This window comes from Synergistes jonesii (assembly GCF_000712295.1).
Taxonomy (GTDB): Bacteria; Synergistota; Synergistia; order Synergistales; family Synergistaceae; genus Synergistes; species Synergistes jonesii.
The window spans coordinates 79,314-96,255 of record NZ_JMKI01000051.1; the positions used below are offsets into that span (position 1 = coordinate 79,314).

At 55.7% G+C, this 16,942-nt stretch carries 19 protein-coding genes; 2 read left to right on the top strand and 17 right to left on the bottom strand.

What is annotated here, in order from left to right; translation table 11 throughout:
• Positions 1–15 precede the first annotated feature (15 nt).
• From EH55_RS11960 to tmk, 5 genes are read right to left on the bottom strand one after another with little or no spacing between them, the layout of a single operon-like run.
• A complete protein-coding gene (locus EH55_RS11960; protein WP_037978185.1) occupies positions 16–582 on the bottom strand; it encodes a DUF4416 family protein in 567 nt (188 codons plus the stop codon).
• Entirely contained in the window at positions 563–1,492 is a 930-nt protein-coding gene (gene ftsY, locus EH55_RS11965) for a signal recognition particle-docking protein FtsY (RefSeq protein ID WP_037978186.1), read from the bottom strand. The genes EH55_RS11960 and ftsY overlap by 20 nt, the downstream gene beginning before the upstream one ends.
• Positions 1,489–2,790: a PSP1 domain-containing protein gene (locus EH55_RS11970; protein ID WP_037978189.1), complete on the bottom strand. Its 1,302-nt coding sequence runs from the start codon at positions 2,788–2,790 to the stop codon at positions 1,489–1,491. The genes ftsY and EH55_RS11970 overlap by 4 nt, the downstream gene beginning before the upstream one ends.
• The gene (locus tag EH55_RS13650) at positions 2,762–3,505 is read right to left on the bottom strand and encodes a hypothetical protein (protein ID WP_051682881.1); all 744 of its coding nucleotides are present in this window, start codon (positions 3,503–3,505) and stop codon (positions 2,762–2,764) included. Before EH55_RS13650 ends, EH55_RS11970 begins: the two co-directional genes overlap by 29 nt.
• Positions 3,502–4,110: a dTMP kinase gene (gene tmk / locus EH55_RS11980; protein ID WP_037978192.1), complete on the bottom strand. Its 609-nt coding sequence runs from the start codon at positions 4,108–4,110 to the stop codon at positions 3,502–3,504. Before tmk ends, EH55_RS13650 begins: the two co-directional genes overlap by 4 nt.
• 83 nt (positions 4,111–4,193) lie before the next feature.
• Here tmk and EH55_RS11985 point away from each other — a divergent pair, with 83 nt between their 5' ends.
• Positions 4,194–5,075 (top strand): MBL fold metallo-hydrolase, encoded by an 882-nt coding sequence (locus tag EH55_RS11985; RefSeq protein WP_037978195.1) that lies wholly within the window; start codon positions 4,194–4,196, stop codon positions 5,073–5,075.
• Positions 5,076–5,147: 72 nt separating this feature from the next.
• On the opposite strand, the gene EH55_RS11990 is transcribed toward EH55_RS11985, so the two are convergent.
• The 4 genes from EH55_RS11990 to EH55_RS13655 all read right to left on the bottom strand — a co-directional run bounded on the left by EH55_RS11990 (position 5,148) and on the right by EH55_RS13655 (position 8,268).
• Positions 5,148–5,807, bottom strand: a complete 660-nt coding sequence (locus EH55_RS11990; protein WP_037978197.1) for a Crp/Fnr family transcriptional regulator — start codon at positions 5,805–5,807, stop codon at positions 5,148–5,150.
• Between the two features lie 80 nt (positions 5,808–5,887).
• Positions 5,888–6,472, bottom strand: coding sequence for a methyltransferase family protein (locus EH55_RS11995; RefSeq protein WP_037978198.1), 585 nt, complete (start codon positions 6,470–6,472; stop codon positions 5,888–5,890).
• Positions 6,473–6,475: 3 nt separating this feature from the next.
• Positions 6,476–7,534, bottom strand: a complete 1,059-nt coding sequence (locus EH55_RS12000; RefSeq protein ID WP_037978200.1) for a lysylphosphatidylglycerol synthase transmembrane domain-containing protein — start codon at positions 7,532–7,534, stop codon at positions 6,476–6,478.
• Between the two features lie 47 nt (positions 7,535–7,581).
• Complete coding sequence (locus EH55_RS13655) at positions 7,582–8,268, bottom strand: helix-turn-helix transcriptional regulator (protein ID WP_051682882.1); 687 nt, start codon at positions 8,266–8,268, stop codon at positions 7,582–7,584.
• Between the two features lie 85 nt (positions 8,269–8,353).
• Here EH55_RS13655 and EH55_RS12010 point away from each other — a divergent pair, with 85 nt between their 5' ends.
• Positions 8,354–9,112, top strand: coding sequence for a tRNA 2-thiocytidine biosynthesis TtcA family protein (locus EH55_RS12010; protein WP_037978201.1), 759 nt, complete (start codon positions 8,354–8,356; stop codon positions 9,110–9,112).
• Between the two features lie 11 nt (positions 9,113–9,123).
• On the opposite strand, the gene EH55_RS12015 is transcribed toward EH55_RS12010, so the two are convergent.
• The 8 genes from EH55_RS12015 to EH55_RS14485 form a co-directional block, all read right to left on the bottom strand.
• Positions 9,124–9,855 carry a pseudouridine synthase gene (locus EH55_RS12015; protein ID WP_236617132.1) on the bottom strand — a complete coding sequence of 244 codons (732 nt, stop codon included), beginning with the start codon at positions 9,853–9,855 and terminating at the stop codon, positions 9,124–9,126.
• On the bottom strand, positions 9,855–10,481 hold the full coding sequence (scpB, locus tag EH55_RS12020) for an SMC-Scp complex subunit ScpB (RefSeq protein WP_070110188.1): 627 nt from the start codon (positions 10,479–10,481) through the stop codon (positions 9,855–9,857). Before scpB ends, EH55_RS12015 begins: the two co-directional genes overlap by 1 nt.
• Entirely contained in the window at positions 10,468–11,271 is an 804-nt protein-coding gene (locus EH55_RS12025) for a segregation and condensation protein A (protein WP_051682883.1), read from the bottom strand. The genes scpB and EH55_RS12025 overlap by 14 nt, the downstream gene beginning before the upstream one ends.
• 9 nt (positions 11,272–11,280) lie before the next feature.
• Positions 11,281–12,276 carry a tryptophan--tRNA ligase gene (gene trpS, locus EH55_RS12030; RefSeq protein ID WP_037978202.1) on the bottom strand — a complete coding sequence of 332 codons (996 nt, stop codon included), beginning with the start codon at positions 12,274–12,276 and terminating at the stop codon, positions 11,281–11,283.
• A 57-nt stretch (positions 12,277–12,333) separates the two neighbouring features.
• Positions 12,334–13,128: a Nif3-like dinuclear metal center hexameric protein gene (locus tag EH55_RS12035; RefSeq protein WP_051682884.1), complete on the bottom strand. Its 795-nt coding sequence runs from the start codon at positions 13,126–13,128 to the stop codon at positions 12,334–12,336.
• A 336-nt stretch (positions 13,129–13,464) separates the two neighbouring features.
• Positions 13,465–14,910, bottom strand: coding sequence for a Na+/H+ antiporter NhaC family protein (locus EH55_RS12040; protein WP_037978206.1), 1,446 nt, complete (start codon positions 14,908–14,910; stop codon positions 13,465–13,467).
• Between the two features lie 33 nt (positions 14,911–14,943).
• Positions 14,944–15,987, bottom strand: coding sequence for a homoserine dehydrogenase (locus tag EH55_RS12045; RefSeq protein WP_160170749.1), 1,044 nt, complete (start codon positions 15,985–15,987; stop codon positions 14,944–14,946).
• A gap of 34 nt (positions 15,988–16,021) precedes the next feature.
• A partial coding sequence (locus EH55_RS14485) for an alanine racemase (protein WP_037978208.1) occupies positions 16,022–16,942 on the bottom strand: 921 nt, incomplete at its 5' end.

Consider the following 16,942-nt stretch of genomic DNA (forward strand, 5'->3'; position numbering starts at 1 on the left):
TCGGCCTCCCTTTGTCTATAAAATATTTTTTATTTCTTTTTTCCAGTCTTTGCGCACCGCTTCGAGCCATTCGTCGTAAGCGCCGCTCGCAAAGTCCGGAAAGGTGTAGAAGAAGCGCTCCCATCTCCCCTTGCGCCTGCAGAGCGTGACCTCGCAGAAGATTCCCTCTCTCAGATAGACGCGGTGCGCCTGCCCCTTCGTCGACGCGAGGAGCAGCCTCGCTCCGTCGACACATCCCGGGTCGATATTTACGCGCCTGCTTTCGCCCGTCATTTTCTCGACGGCGCAGCTTTCGAGCTTCCATCTGGGCAGTTTCGACATAGGATATAGTCCGGGATACGAAAAAAATATTCTGTCAAGCTCCGGCGCTATCTTTTCGTAGTAGTCGGTCCAGTCAAAGGGGATTCTTTCGCTGACGCGCTCCGGCTCCCCCCATATTTTTTCGAGCAACGAGCGCATATTGTCGTAGACTTCCGCGCCGCCGCGCGGAACAAGCAGAGCGGCGATCTTTTTCACGAGAGGGTCGCGCGGGTCTCTGTCTTCGCATTCGTGAAGCAGAACGTTATTCGGCGTCTCTGACATCGAGCAGAGTCTCCACGAACGTTTTCGGCTCGAAGAGCTGGAGGTCGTCTACGCCCTCGCCGAGTCCGACGTATCTTATCGGCATTTTCAGCCTGTCGGCGATCGCTATCACGATGCCGCCTTTCGACGTATTGTCGAATTTCGTCAGCACGACGCCGGTGACGGGCATCGCCTTAGCGAAGGTCTCGGCTTGTATGAAGCCGTTCTGCCCCGTCACCGCGTCGAGGACTATCAAGACCTCGGCGGGCCCTTCGGGAATTTCGCGCTTTATGACGCGCGCTATTTTCGAAAGCTCTTCCATCAGGTTGGATTTCGTGTGCAGCCGTCCCGCAGTGTCGGCGATTATCACGTCGGCGCCGGAGGCCTTCGCGGCCATGATCGAATCGTACACCACAGCGGCGGGATCGCTCTCCGGCGCCTGCGCTACGACTCGCACGCCAGCTCGGCCCCCCCAAGCTTTGAGCTGTTCTATCGCCGCGGCGCGGAAGGTGTCGGCCGCCGCCATGATTACTCGTTTGCCTTCGCCCTTGAGTTGGGAGGCGAGCTTGCCAGAGGTGGTCGTCTTGCCGCTTCCGTTCACGCCTATCATGATTATAACCGACGGCTTTGCTGAGAGGTCTAAAGGCGCGCCCATCTTCGGCACGGCTTCGAGGCGGGAGACCAACAAGCCGGCGAATTCCGCCTTCAATTCTCCGCGCTTCGTTATCCTCCGCTCGACCATAATTCTTTTAAGTTCGGTGATAAGCTCTTCAGTCGTGTCGACTCCGACGTCGCCCAATATCAGGCTTTCTTCGAGTTCGTCCCAGAAGTCGTCGGTAACCGGGTCGTCGGAGAAGATGTTGGAGACGCTCTGCGTCCATTTGTTACCGGCGTTTTTCAGCTTTTCGGCGAAGTTTTTGAAAAAGCTCATTGCTGCACCTCCGCTTTTGCCGTCTGCGCGCCGTCGTCGTTTTTCTTCGGGGCCGGACGCCTGCGGCGGTGCTGCTGACGTTTCTCGGCGCGCTCTTCAACGCCCTGCGCTGCGCCCTCCTTCGGACGTTTCGCCGCCTCCACGCGCTTCGGCTTCTGCGCCTCCGCGCCCTCTGCGGTTTCGCGCGGCTGCCTATCTTCGCGTTTCTGAGAGCGTCTTCTTTTCTTTTTCGCTCCGCCGGCGCCTTGATTATTCCCCCGTTCCGCGTCGTTTCCGCCCATCCGCTCGACTTTTTGTGGACAGCGCTTTCCCTGCGCCGACTCCGCCGGCGTTTCGGAAGCTTCAAAGCGCGGCATCATACACTTCGGGAAAATATCCTGCATCTTGAAGGAGGGCTCTTCGACTATATCTTCGGGTTCGGCCCATTCGCCACCGCCTGAGACGACTTCCTTGAACTCTTCGAACTTATCCTTCGCGACTTTTACCTCTCCTTTATTTGGAATAAAGCAGCGCAGGCAGTTTGAGGAGATGTCGATGCCGCTTACGACGACGTTGCCGGCCGGAGTCTTTATCTTCGAGCCCGGATTCGGCAAGCCTTCCCACGCCTCGCGGTAGACCTCGTGCTCGTAGCACATGCAGCACATGAGCCTGCCGCATATGCCGGATATCTTCGCGGGGTTGAGCGCGAGATTCTGCTCCTTTACCATCTTTATGCATATCGGCGAAAACTGATTGAGCCAGTAGCTGCAGCAGCAGGGGCGGCCGCACGGCCCTACACCGCGGATTATCTTCGCCTCGTCGCGCACGCCGACCTGCCTGAGCTCTATGCGCGTTTTGAACTCGCGCGCAAGGTCGCGCACGTAGGCGCGGAAGTCTACTCTCTGTTCCGAGGAGAAGTAGAAGAAGAGCTTGCGCCTCTCGTGCAGGAACTCCACGTCTATAAGCTTCATGTCGAGGTTGTGCGGCAGCAGGAGCTTTTTCGCCGACGCGAGGATGTTTTTTTCTTCGCTGCGGTACTCTTCGGCGTCGTCGAGATCACCATCCGACGCGAAATCGACAAACGTGAGGTCGGTGACGACGGGTTCGGAGTTCTTCGCCATCCCGTCGCTGTGTTCGAGCGTGCTCCTCATCTGGCGGTAGAGGGTCTCCTGCTCCTCGCTTACCGCGCCGACGACGACCGCCAGCTCCTTGCCGCGCACCGATTCAACGACGAGGGTCTCTCCCTTCTCTATTTCTTCTTCATGCTCGACAAGTCCTAAATAACGCGGCTTACCATAAACCGCCAAATATTTGCTCATTTGGAACTTCCTCCTTGAATAAAGCAAACGCCAAGTCCTCTATGACCGGAACGGAAAGACGCCTCTGTTCCATTATCCGAACGAGAAAATCAATTTCCGCGGCTTTTTTGTAATCGTTCTTCTGCACAAAGTCACGCGCCCACGCCTGCATTTCGAGGTATAAGATCTCGGGCGACGGTTTTCTGCCAACGTCCATCCAGCGGGCCCACTCCTCGTTGCTCCGCGGCATCGGCTGCGCCTTCGACATCTCCTCCGGCAGCTCTACGTGCACCAGCCAGATGCGGCTTTTTATCGTCGGAATAAAGTTGTCTTCTTCCGATATAAAGAGGATGTTGCCGTGCGCCGGAGGTTCCTCCGTAATCTTCAGAAGGCTGTTGGAAGCCTCGGTGGAAAGCCTGGCGGCCATCCATACCACGGCGAGGCGGCGGCGCGCCGAAAGAGGATGGAGCGCGAGCTCCCCCTGAAGCCTCCGGCAGTCGTCTATATTCGGCGGCGTCGCGACGTCTCCGGCGCTTATCATATCGGGATGCCTTCCCTCCCGCCAGAGATTATCGTCGCCGAGCACGAGACGCCCGTACATTTCTGCGAAGGTCTCCTGCATGACGCGAGGGATGACGACGCCGGCGGACTGCGGCAAACGGCCTCCCTCAGCCGCCGCCGAAAGCTCGCGCCAGCCACCGGACGCTTCGATCAGAGCGGAGGTTTCAGCGTTCATATAGCAAGCCCCTTTCCTCGCAGCGACGTCCTTACGTTCTCAAAAATCTCTTCGGGAGTTCTCTTTCCGCACTCCACTACGACCCAGCGCGAACGTTCGTTCTTCGCGAGGGTGCGGTAGCCTTCGTCTATCTTCTTCATGAAGCCAAGTCCCTCGCGCTCGAAGGCGTCGGGCGCGCCGCGCCTGGAAACGCGCGATAGAGCCGTTTCCGGCGATACCGAAAAGAAGAAGGTGACGTCGGGCACGGGGAGCCCCGCAAGGAGCAGCACGTCGCGCAGGGGGCCGTAAGGCAGCCCTCTACCCCATACCTGGTAAGCCAGCGTCGAATCGTGGTAGCGTTCGCAGATTACGTGGCGCCCTGCGGCGAGCGCCGGCTCTATGACGCGTGCGGCGTGCTCCGCTCTGTCGAGCATGAAGAGAAAAAATTCACTCCAGCCGTGGCGCAGCCCGCCGCTCAAAACGAGCGAGCGCAGCGCGTCGCCTCCGTCCCATCCGCCGGGCTCGCGCGTCAGAACGGCGCCGCCGTTTTTATTCAAAAGCTCGAAGAGCATTTTTGCCTGCGTGGATTTTCCACAGCCGTCGATACCCTCGAAGGTGATAAACATAGCTTACACACCGCCTTTACAAATCATTATCATAACATATAATTGTCTATAATTACGAATTTTGAGAGACGGGGGCGTTGGGCGTGTACGAATTTGTGAAGCTGAGCGACAGATGCGGCTACATTAAAAATCCGGCTAACGTCGGAGTTGTTTCTCTCGGCGACAGAGACGTCTGCCTGATAGATTCCGGCAGCGACGGCGAGGCCGCCCGTAAGATATTGAAAAAAATCAGAGAAAACAAGTGGAACGTCCGCTGCATAATCAACACTCATTCAAACGCCGATCACACGGGCGGCAATCAATTCATACAGAGCCGCACGAACTGCAGCGTTCTTTCGACCGACGTAGAATGCGCGATCGCGCGCAACTCCTATATCGAGCCGTCGTATCTGTGGGGAGGCAGGCCCTACGCCGAGCTCCGCAACAAATTCCTGATGGCGAAGCCGACGCCCCAGACGAAGGATTTGGAAGCAAACCTTCCAGAAGGACTGCAAATAATAAAACTGCCCGGTCATTATTTCGACATGGTCGGGATAATGGCCTGCGACGGGACCTGCTACATAGCGGACGCCGTCTTTGCGGAAGAGATAGTGCGGAAATATCACATCGTTTTCATCTACGACGTCGCTAAATTTTTGGAAACGCTCGACATGCTTGATACGCTCGAGGCAAAGATATTCGTGCCCGCGCACGCTGAGCCGTCGGCGGATATACGCGCGCTGACCGCGGCGAACCGCGCGAAGGTGCTGGAGGTCGCAGAGCTCATCTACGACATATGCTCGGAGCCGATCACCTTCGAAAAAATATTGAAGAAGCTCTTCTACCATTACGATTTGACGATGAATCACAATCAGTACGTGCTCGTAGGAAGCACCGTACGCTCCTATATCGCATACCTACACGACGGCGGCAGGATAGACGCCGAATTCATCGGCAACGAAATGTTCTGGAAGAAGACGAATTGAGTATAGATGGCGTCGATGCCCCAAAAAAATAAATGAAGTTTGCCGAAAGCCTAAGTTAAGAGGATAAAACCACTATTCCGCCAGCTCGCGCAGGCGCTTTAAATCCGTCAGCGCGACGCTGCCTCTGCTCAAGTTGACCGCGCCCTCCGACTGAAAATAGCGTAGCATCCTCGTCACGACCTCACGCGCGGTGCCGAGGTGCGCCGCTATTTTATCGTGCGTAAGCGTTATAGTATCGCTTCCCTCAACGGCGCGCTCCTCCAGCAAAAAGCCGGCTAGCCTCTTGTCGAAGCTCTTCCACATTATCTGCTCCATCAGCCACATGACCTCCGAGAAGCGCGACGCCATCAGCCTGTTCGTGTAGTTGGCAGCCGCTATTGATGAACCCATAAGTTTTTTGTAGACCGCCGCTGGAATGACCCACAGCTTCGTCTCTCTCTCGGCCTCTATGGAGATTTGAAATTGTATGCCGTTCATCGCGCATGAGGCGGAAAAGAGGCAGATGTCGAACTCAAAGAGGCGGTAAATCGTGATTTCCTTCCCCTCGTCGGATAGGACGAAGATTCTCAGCTGCCCGGAGCGGACGACGAGGAGCCCGAGGCAGCCCGCCGTACCGCCGTGGAGCAAAGCCCCCTTCGACAGCACGCGCTCGACGGCCGAGCGCGCAAGCATGCTCCGTTCGTTATCGTTCAGCTCTTTCCAAAATGGAATATACTTTTCTTCGATCTCCATATGCCCCTCTTGTTCCGATGTGAATTTAAGAATAATGTCCGCGCCACAGCGAAATTTCTAAAAAAGTTCCTTACGAAGCGTCAGCTTATCATCAGCCTCGCTATTATCGCGGCGGTAACTACCACGTTGACGCGAATCGAATATATTTCCTCTTCCCTCGCGCGCTTCGCGTCGAAGGGCCTTTCGCTCTGCGAACGCTCCGGGAAGCCGTTTCGCGGCCACGGTATCAGTGCGGGGACTGTTTTTCTGTAATCGTCGTACTGCGCTCCGAATTTTTCGGCGAGGAACTCCTCCTCGGCGGGTATGACGATCAGAGAATAGAGTAGAAAGAAGGCGATCACGAAGGCGGGCACCCACCGCCAGCCGACCATCAGCGACCAGCCGAGCCCCATAACCGCGTTCCCCGCATAGAGAGGATTTCTCACCCATTTGTAGGGACCCCAAGTGATAAGGAGCGGCGCGCCTATCACCTCGGTGCGGTACTTCGGGATATAGCCGGCGGCCCAAAGGCGCAGAGCCTGTCCCGAGAGAAGCAGCGCGGCGCCGGCTATAAATCGCGGCATGCTGAAGCTCCCGGGGAATATCAGGACGCCGACGGCGAATATCCCCCACAAGAGCCCTCTGCATTTGAACGCTAAATGGCTTACTTTTTTATTTATTTTCAATTTCTAATTCCTTTCCGCCTCTTTTTCCGTCCCGCCATCTTCGTTCATCACCTTGTTCGCGCCGCCCCAGCCGAGCATTCGAATGACGATGACCGTCCCTATCAGGATGCCGGTATACTCTGATATGAGGCGCCAGGTCACGGACATCACGCCGGCGACGCTCCAGGGGACGAAGAGCCCGAAGACGGCGACGGCGCCGCCTTCGGCAGCACCGCTCGCGCCGGGCGTCGGCACGAAGTAGAGCATGAAAAGCAGAAGGGACTCTGCGAGCAGACAGCGTAGGTAATTCACTTCAAAGCCCGCCGCAGCTATCAGGCAGGGCATGATCGACATGTAAACTATAAGGTGGATTATCGCAAGGAATATCGAGAGGATGAAATACCATTTGCCGGTGGTGGTGAATAATTTTATATTCGAATTGTAGGCGTCGACCTCGCGGCTCACCCAGCGCACCGCACGCAGCAGATATTTAGATTTCAAAAACCCGACCTTGCGCACCCATACGAGCGCCGCGTTCACCCAGTGCTTTATCAGCTGCGGCCGCGCGACGCTGACGATGAGCAGGAAGGCGCAGAGCGCGACGAAGAAGGCGACGTAGCAGACGTATATGCGCATACAGGCGTACCTTTCGAGCAGCTCCGGGTCGGCTATCAGCGAAAAAGGGATTACGAGCGCCAGCAGGATCAATATCTGGATAGTGCGGACGAGCGTTATAGCGACAGATTTTCCGACCGACACGCCCTCTTTGTATAAAAGATATATCTGGAAGGGGCCGCCGCCGCTCTGCATCGGGGTTATCGCGCAGCCGAAATAGTTGATCCAGACGACCGATATGGTAGATTTGAAGGAAAGCCTCTCTCCCGCGGCACGCGCAAGAGTCATAAATTTGCAGGCGTCGAGCGACCAGCCGACGCAGACAAGCAAAAGCGCGCAAAGCAGCATCTTCATATCCGCGTTCTGGAGCATCGAAAAGGTCGAGGCGTCTATGCTGAAAAAGAGAACGCCTATTATCGAGAGTATCACTATTATGATAAATATAGAAAAACTCTTCTGGACGGTCAAAAATCTGTCCTCCCTGCCGAAGCAAAGCCCCTAACGGTGATTACCGCCTATTTTATCACAGCACGCAGAGATGAAATAGAGAAAAACTCCTCTTCCACAAGGGGCAGCCCCTCTTCCCAGGCGATGGCGGCCGCTTTGGTCCGGTCCGATATGTCGAGCTTTTTCAGTATGTGGCTCACGTGGTTCTTTATCGTTTTTTCGGATAGAATCATCCTTTTCGATATTTCGCGGTTGGTCAACCCCTTAGCGAGCCAGTAAAGCACCTCGCGCTCACGCTGGGTTATCTCGGAGAGTGGTTCTTCCCGCCGGTCTCTCTCTTCAGCCGGCGCAGAAGCGCTCAAAACGGCGCGGCTTATATAGCGCTCGCCGCGCAGAAGCGAAAAAACGGCTTCCCTGAACTCGGCGATGTCCGCGCTTTCCGGCATGATTCCCACGCCGGCGCTCTCGCCGGCGAATGAAAAGAGTTCCGGCGTGCTTTCTTTTATAACGAAGAGTATGCCCATATCCTTAGCGCGCCGGCGCGCTTCGCGCAGAGTCTGCACCGCGGCCGCGCCAGCATATCTTTCATGCAGGACGAACAGATCAGGCTTGGCGGCGATTATGCCGCACAGCAACGCGGCGTCGGTTCCCTTCACGACGGCGGCATCAAAATCGCCGCCGCTTCCAAGCACGACGCGCAGCGCGTCCGTAAAGAGCCTGTTCTCGCCGGCGAGTATTATCTTCTTTTTTTTCACTTAAGCACCGCCCCTCGTCATAAACAGAGCAATATGTGTTAGGATTATCGCTGTAATTTTTGCCGCCAGAAAGGGAGTGCTTTTTTTGAAAGAGGACTTCGAGGAAAATTATCCGCTGTCAAAAAAAATATCGCGCTTTGCCGGTGAAGCTATAAGGGATTATAGCATGATACGCGAAGGCGACGGAATACTTATCGGGCTTTCCGGCGGAAAGGACAGCCTTCTGCTCTCGCTTTCGCTCGCGCTGCTGAGAAAAAGAAGCCCCGTAAAATTTACGCTGCGCGCGTGCCTCATAGACCAGTCCGACGGCTCTATGCAGACCGACAAGGTCGCGGCTTATATGGACGAGCTGGAGATTCCGCTGAAGGTAGTGCCGCACCCTATCTGCCAGATCATGGAGGAACGGAAAGAGCGCTCGCCGTGCAGCCTCTGCGCGAACATGAGGCGCGGCATGCTCGCCGGCCAGGCGGCGGCCCTCGGCTGCGGCACTATAGCGCTTGGGCACCACAAGGACGACGCGGCGGAAACCGTGCTGATGAATCTCTTTTACGGCGGGCGCTTCAAATGCTTTCATCCGCACCTTTACATGAGCCGCAGCGGCATCCGCGTGATACGCCCCTTCGTGTACATCGAGGAGCGCCGGATAGAACTCGAAGCGTGGCGCCTCTCCCTGCCGGTCGCGAACTTCTGCTGTCCTTACGGAGAGAAATCGAAGCGCAAAATCGCTAAGGAAACCATGGCTTCGCTGCTCAAAGAAGCGCCGGAGCTGAGAAGCAACATAGTGCACGCGCTGAAAAACCTGCACGAAAACGAAAGCTGGCCGAAGGGTATGCTGAAAGAATAGCGCGCATTTTCTCAAACTACCTTGCCGTCCCTTATATAACGCCAGAGCTCCTCGCGGCTGACGTCGATAAACTCTCCTGAGGGCAGTTTTTTTAACGTTAATTTGCCAATTTTTCTGCGAAAAAGCCTGCGCACGTCGTTGTCGAGTGCGCGGGCCATCATGCGAATCTCGCGCTTTATACCCTCGCCGAGCACGACTTCGAACCAATGTTGCAGCGGCGCGCGCCCCATCCTCCTAACGGAGATCGGCTTGAGGAAGCGGCCGTCGTACGTCACGCCGTCGCTCCACTCTATAAGATGGGGCTCGTCCATCGGCCTGCGCAGCTCCACCTCGTAGGTCTTCGTAAAACCGTTCCGTGGATGTATCAGCTCCTGCGAGAAGATACCGTCGTTCGTCAGAATTATCAGCCCTTCGCTGTCGCGGTCAAGGCGCCCTGCGGGAAAGAGGCGGAAGCGGTCGTAGGAAGGCGGCAGTATATCGATCACGGTGCGTTCGCGCGAATCTTCGACAGCGGAAAGCACCCCCCTCGGCTTGTTGAATATCAGGTATTTCTGAGCCACAGTAGAAAGCGCTTCGCCGTCCAACTCGACTTTGTCCTGCGGGAATACCTGCCTTCCCAGCTCAGTCACGACTTCGCCGTTTATCTTGACGCGTCCCGCCGCGATACATTCTTCGACCTTGCGCCGCGCTCCCGCCCCGCACATCGCAAGGTACCTGTTCAAACGAACGCTCTCTTCGGGCACTACTCTGCCTCCTCATCGCCCATCTGCTTTTCGGGCAGTTTTTCATCATCTTCTTCAGCGCTTTCTTCGTCATGCTGCGTTTCTCTCAGCTCCTCGAGCGTCGGAAGTGCGCTTATGCTCGAGAGGCCGAAAATTTCCAGAAATTTGTTCGTCGTGCGGTAGCGCCGCTGAGATTTTTTCCTGTTCTCCCGATGCGGGCGGTCGATCAGCCCGTTTTTCAGGAGCGTCTCGACGACGCGGTCGCACCTTACCGAGCGTATTTCCTCAATCTCCGCCATAGTCACAGGCTGGTTGTAGGCTATCACAGAAAGAGTCTCTAGCGCGGCGCGCGAGAGCCTTATGCGCTGCATAGACAGATAGGAGGAAAAGCTGTCCACGACATCGGCGAGGTCCGGCGCGGTCGCCATCTGCCAGCCTCCAGCGAGATTCAGCAGAGTGAGCCCGCTCCGCCCCTCGTAACTCTTTTTTATCGCCGCAATTGCTTCTTCGGCGCGTCCAGTCGAAATTCCGAGATGGTCGGCAAGCTCGGCGGCGGTCACGGGCTGCGTCGAAACGAAAAGAAGCGCCTCTATCTGCCTCTCTATCTGCCCGATCTTTACGGCGTCGCTCCTTTCAGTCGGCTGCAATTTCAACACCTCCGAGCGTTTCCGGCTGTATTATGCGCACCATGCCGAGGCGCGACATCTCAAGAAGGGCGAGAAGCGTCACGATCACCGTCTTCGCGCTCTTATCGGCGAGCAGCTCGCCGAACGACATTTTTTTGCCGCGCAGCACGGAGATAAGTTCCTCCATGCGCTCCTCTATCTGGCGCTCTTCCGGCATCGCGTCGGGAATCTCATCCCACAGCGTCGATTCTTCGTCGTACCTCTCGGCGTGCACGCGCTCTTCGTAAAGCGCGAGAGTCTCCCACCACTTCAACGCGAGCGTGTCAAGGTCGCCGATATCGTAATAATAATTATCCTCCTCGTCCGTCACACGCAGGAAACATTTTTCGCGCTCCTCCTTCAGGCTTCCGAGGAGGAGTCCGGCCGCGCGGTACGGTTTGTACCTTTCGATTATTTCGGCGAGTTCCCCTTCTCCTTCGATGAAGTCTTCGCAGTCGTCCAACGGCGCTTCGCCGGTTTCATCGTCCTCCGCGCTTAGTGGGAAGAGCGAATTCACCTTGCGCAGAACAAGGCGGCTCGCGAAGGCGAAAAACTCCGCCATCTCGTTTAGAGTCGCCCCTTTAGCCTTCACAAGAAAGCTGATATACTGCCCTACGACTTCGGTCAGATTCAATTTCAGCGCGTCGAGCTCGCGCGACTCGACAAGGTGGCACAGCAAATCAAGCGGCCCGGAAAAGCTGCCCAGACGGACCTCAAATCCTGCCGCTTTGTTTTCGCCTATATTTCCGTTGGCCTTTGTCTCTTCCGTCAAAATTTGCCTTTAATGAAGAAGGTTCATAGCGCGGTAAACGTCCGCCATCGTCTCCTCGGCGACGGCGCGCGCGCGCGCCGCCCCCGCTTCGAGAATCTGCTTCAGATCGTCGCGCTGCTTCGCAAATTCCGTACGGCGCTTCTGAATTGGATCCATCATCTCAGAAAGGTGTACCATCAGTTTCTTCTTGCAGTCGACGCAGCCGATACCGGCCGTCATGCAGCCCTCGTAAATCTCCGAGAGCTCCTGGGCGTCCTTGTTGAAGAATTTGTGCACGTCCCACACCGGGCATTTCTCGGGCGTGCCCTTATCCGTCCTGCGTTCGCGCGCAGGGTCCGTCATCATCGTGCGGACCTTGCCCCATATCGTGTCCATATCCTCCGCTATCTGCAGCGAATTGCCGTACGATTTGCTCATTTTGCGGCCGTCCGTGCCAGGCATCTTTGCGGCGGGCGTCAGCAGCGTCCCCGGCTCCGGAAATATTTCGCCGTAAAAGCCGTTGAAGCGCCGCGCAATCTCGCGTGTAAGCTCAAGGTGCGCGCTCTGGTCCTCCCCCACCGGCACCGCAAACGATTTGTAAAGAAGGATGTCACCCGCCATCAGTACTGGATAGCCGAGGAACGCGTAGGTCGAAAGGTCTTTGTTCTGCAAATTCAGAATCTGCTCTTTATAGGTCGGGCAGCGCTGCAGCCAGCCGAGCGGCGTTATCATCGAAAGGGCTAAGTGAATCTCGGCGTGCTGCTTGACGTGGGACTGAACGAATACCGACGCCTTTTCCGGATCGACGCCGACCGCGAGCCAGTCGAGCAATATCTCGTAGCAGTTGTCCTTGAGCCTGCCTGGATCCGCGTAATCGGACATCATCGCGTGCCAGTCGGCGATGCCCCAGAAACAATTATATTCATCCTGCAGCTTCACCCAGTTTATAAGGGCCCCGGCCATATGCCCGTAATGAAGGCGCCCAGTCGGTCTCATCGCGCTGAAAATCCTCTTCCTGTTATCCATAAAAAGCTTCCTTTCTAAAAATCTAAAAACCACTTGCGCGGCGTCCGCCGCATTTATTTAATCTTGATTCCCGTTCCAGTGTTCGAACGGGGATTTTCTCTCTTCAAGCAAAAAAACGGGGATTGTCGTCTCCTCCTCAAGAATCTTTTTGAGAGCCGGAAGCGACGCGCGCTCCATCTCGCCGTGATCTGCGGAGACGAGCCGCAGCCCGGCCGCCAAAGCCTCCTGCCTGACGTGGTAGGAGACGTCCGCTGTTATAAAGCAGTCCGCGCCGTACGCAAGAGCGTCGCGCCAGAACTCCTGGCACGCGCCGCCGCCGAGCGCGATCTTTTTGACCCGATTACTGCTGTCGCCGTAAAAAGTAAAATTATAAAGACGCCATCGCACGTGCAGAAGCTGCTCCAGACTCGCCGGCAAAAGCGGCTCGGGCAGTTCCCCTACCGCGCCCATGCCCCACGCTCCGTTCTGCGAGCATACGAGAGGCTCGACGCCCTCAAGCGCGAGCAGCGACGCGAGGACGCAATTGACGCCTTCGGGCGACGAATCCCAGTTCGTATGGGCTGCGTATATAGCGACGCCCTTCTCCGCCGCGCAGAGAAGCGTCCTGCCCGTAAGGGTATCGTCCACTATCGACCTGAGCGGGCGGAAAATGATCGGGTGGTGCGCGACGAGCAGTCGGCAGCCGAGCGCCGCCGCATCTGAAACGCTCTCAGGCGTCGCGTCGAGCGCAAGGGCTATGCGGGATACCTCCGAATCGAGGCGGCCGAAAGCAAGCCCCGGATTGTCCCACTCCTTTGCCCAACTCTTTGGCATCCTCTTTTCTATCAACGCAGTGACATCTGAAAGCTTCATACGCAAGCCCCCTTGGCGATTACCGATTCACCGGTTAATTCTATAACAGCACGGCAATAACGTCAAAGTTGAGCGAGTGCGCCTCGGCCAACATCTGCTCCTGCAAAGCATCGTCTCCACCGAAAAAACATGGCGTCGCGGTATAGGCGTAAAGATATCTATGGCATGTATAACGAAAGCGAAGCCACGCTCACAGAAGAAGAAATTGAAAAGTCGATGTGTTACGGTAAGGGCAATGCAAAATAGGCGGTCCGGAGATGGACCGCCAACTCTTCTACTTATTGTGAGCGTATTCTCACGGATAACAATGTTAAAACCTAATTTTCCGCATTGCGGTCAGTTTGCTTTTTTCAATCTGACAGCAGGTTCCGTCGGCAGGCCGAAAAGAGGTATAAACCTGTCCCAGCCCGTGAAGGTAAGAATATATATCGAAACGACACAGATTATTCCCATAAAGTTATAGTACAGGTCGCCTATCGTGAAATGGTACAGCGGATAGACCGCCGCCGCCAGCCCCATGTAATAGGCGACGCCGGTGTGCCAAGGTATCAGAGCCGCCGAATGTACGCCGACCGCGTCTGAAAAAAGAGCGTTCCTGTTGCGCAATTTGTATTTATCCTCTTCGGAGCCTTCTACATTATCGTTGATGATATCCTTAAGAACAGGCCCAACCGTAGCCATCTGTGACATCTCTTCATTAACGGCGGCGTTGATTATCAAGCAGAGAAGCCCGTTGCAGACCACGAGATGACGGACTCGGCGGCTGATTCTGACAAAGAATTTAGCCAGCGGTCCGAATGCGTCCATTCTGCGCATAACCGCCCCAAATCCCATAGCCCAGAAAAGCATGATGACCGCCCAGCTTCCCGCGCTTTCAAAACCCGACTGTACAAGCCTTATAACGTCTTTTAGGGATGTGACCGTGCCTGCGCTGTAGCCAAATGCGATCGCGCAGACTATTCCTGTTGAAAGGCAGGTGATAGTATCTACGCGCATAATTGCCATGGTGATAACGATTATTACGGGGATTATCATATAAAGAGGCACGCCGTCTCTGACTTGCGCAAGCAGCGTCAGCACGGAAGGACGCTCCTCTTCTATGACCTTTATCGTCTCCTGCGACATCGAAGACAATATCTGTGAGGGGTCTCCGCTTGTTTCTGGGAGCCCCATCGATACGCTGACGACGTAGAAAAGTATTGCGGAGGCTATCACGCATAAGACGGACCACGGCCCCTGAGCTCTCACCCTGTCGACGACTTTGACTCCCTGTAGCCCCGAACTGAGTATAGTCGTATCGGAAATCAGGCCGATGTTGTCGCCGAATGCAGAGCCGCCCACAGCAGCTGCGAATGTCATAGCAGGATTACCACCGACTACGTTGCAGAGCCAGATGAATATCGGTATGCAGGCCGCGAACGTCCCCCACGATGTTCCGGTGGAGACTGAGAGCGCGCAAGTAGTGAGAAATGCAACGACGGCTACCGTCTTGCCGGTAACGCCGAAGTTAATGAACAACGAAATGGCTGCCGCACCGACGCCGGTGCTCATAAATATCTCAGCCAGAGCATAGGCAAGCATCAGGATAAAGGCAAGAAGGGTAGCCTCTTTCGCCCCTTCCACGGCCTCGTTCATGATGTCGGCGAACTTCATTTTTTCTGTGAATTTACAAATAAAAGCCGCGACAAAAAGACCCACAGAGGCGGAAATGAGGATATCTACGCCGTTCACCACCATTGCCGCAAGCAGAATTACAGGAGAAAATTTTAAAAATGCCAACATTTTAGCGCCTCCTCGTTTCTCAGTAAAATATTTTTATTTTGTGTCCTTTATCAGCGTCAGCAGATCGCTGTAAAGACCATAGGCGGTTTGAAGTATCCCCGGGTCGGTCTGCACGATGGATATCTCGCCGGCGAGGTCGGTGTATAGCGTTATCGCCGCCGACGTGCCGTTGACGTTCGCCAACGGATCGTTCAGAGGGAGCAGTTCTGGCCTAACGCTCAATCTGACGCCGCTATTTTCGACGTCAGGCTCGGCGCGACAGATGTACTTTATCCGGCAGCCCTTTTCACGCGCGGCTTCGATATCGCCGCAGCCGATTTTCGCAACGCTTTCCACTTGGGCCTGCCGGGGATTCGTTTTCGCCTTCATCAGGATGTTGGCCAGCGCGCAAATCTTTGCCGCGCCATCCCAGCCTTCTACATCCATCGATGGGTCTGCTTCGGCGAGCTGCCTGCGCTGCGCTTCTTTGATGGCCTCCTCGTATGTACCCCCCTTTTCCAATTCGCCGAGAATAAAGTTCGTCGTGCCGTTAAGTATCCCCTTTATGCCGAAGATTTTGTTGCTGCGCAGCGTCTCTTTCACAAGATTGAAGATCGGTGTACCATCCATGACGATTGTCTCATAAAGGAACATCCGCCCCTTTTCCTTCGCCAGCGCATCGATCTCGTCGAAGCGCCACGCCTCCGGCCCTTTGTTGGCGGTTATCACATGCATGCCGCGGTCCAGGGCCTCTTTGATGTAGCTCGCCGCAGGTTCGCCGTCGTCAATGGAGAGCGTCGTAAGTTCGATGAGCAGTTCTGCGTCGGCTTCTTCGATCATCGTCTTTGTATCGCAGCGGACAAACGACGGGTCGGCTTCATCGAAGCGCCCAAGCTTTTCGTTCATTGCCAACACCTTTTCAAGGTTTAGCCCGTTCGGATTCATCAGCGTGCCCTTAGAGCGCGTGCAGACTGCCGTCAGACACATTTCACACCCGTAGACGGCGGCAAGTTCCACGCTCTTTTCCAGGAGCAGACGAGTGAATCTCACGCCGACATTGCCAAAGCCGGCCATGCAGTATTTGATGACTCTGTTCATGATTTTTCTCCTTTTTGTCATATACGCAGTACTCTTAGCTCATAAATCGTTTTTCAACGAAAGGGTTTTCTGTGGAGAAGAGCATCGCCTGGTAGCGGAGGGTGAATGCCGCTATGTCTCCCAGTCTGTAACTTTCGGCGCTCTCCTGAATGTCTATTATCATGTGGTCGCTGCTTGCTCCGAGGATTTTTATTCCAGCGTCGTCGGGGATGAGTTTGTACGCATCGCCGATGTCGAACGCACCTATGGCCAGCAGCGCGCGGCGGCGGACGCCGCGGTCTTCATAATGGACGTATGAGCCGAAGCAGTTTGTCCCCAGCTTTCCTATCGGGTGAGTGGGTTTTTCGCCTATCTCGATTATCTCCGCTTTAAGCACGAGGCCTCTGTTTGAAAGGCCTTCTATCGGACACTGCCCGCGTTCGATGAAGTCGCAGGGGACGACGTTGGCCTCGCCTATGCGAAGGTTGTTTATCTTTTTAGGCATTCCGCCGCTCATCATGAGCGGTATGGAGGTGGTGCCGCCGCCCGATACAACTTCAAGCTCCCTGCCGATGACTTCTTCTATTTTCATTGCATCGGCGGAAAGCAGGGAGAGGTTTTCTGCCGTCGGAATGACGGAGCCGTAGCAGGTGAGGTTTGTACCCGCGCCGTAAAGGCGCAGGTTTTTGAGTTCCCGCTCAATGTAGACCGCCGTCTCGATAAATTCACGGCTGTCAAAAATCCCTTCCCGCAAGTCGCCGAGATCCCTCATCAGGATCACATTGTGGACGACGTCGGCAGTCTCCGCCGCGCGGTCGAGCGCGCGCATGGTTTCAATTTCGGAGTTGAGGCTGATATCGCAGAGCTTTACGACGTCGGCCGCTTCGGAGAGCATCGGGATGCGCAGCCCAAGCGTCTTTACCGGAAGTCCCGCTTCTTTCACGGCGGCCAGATGCGGCAGCCTTGAGCTCGCGAG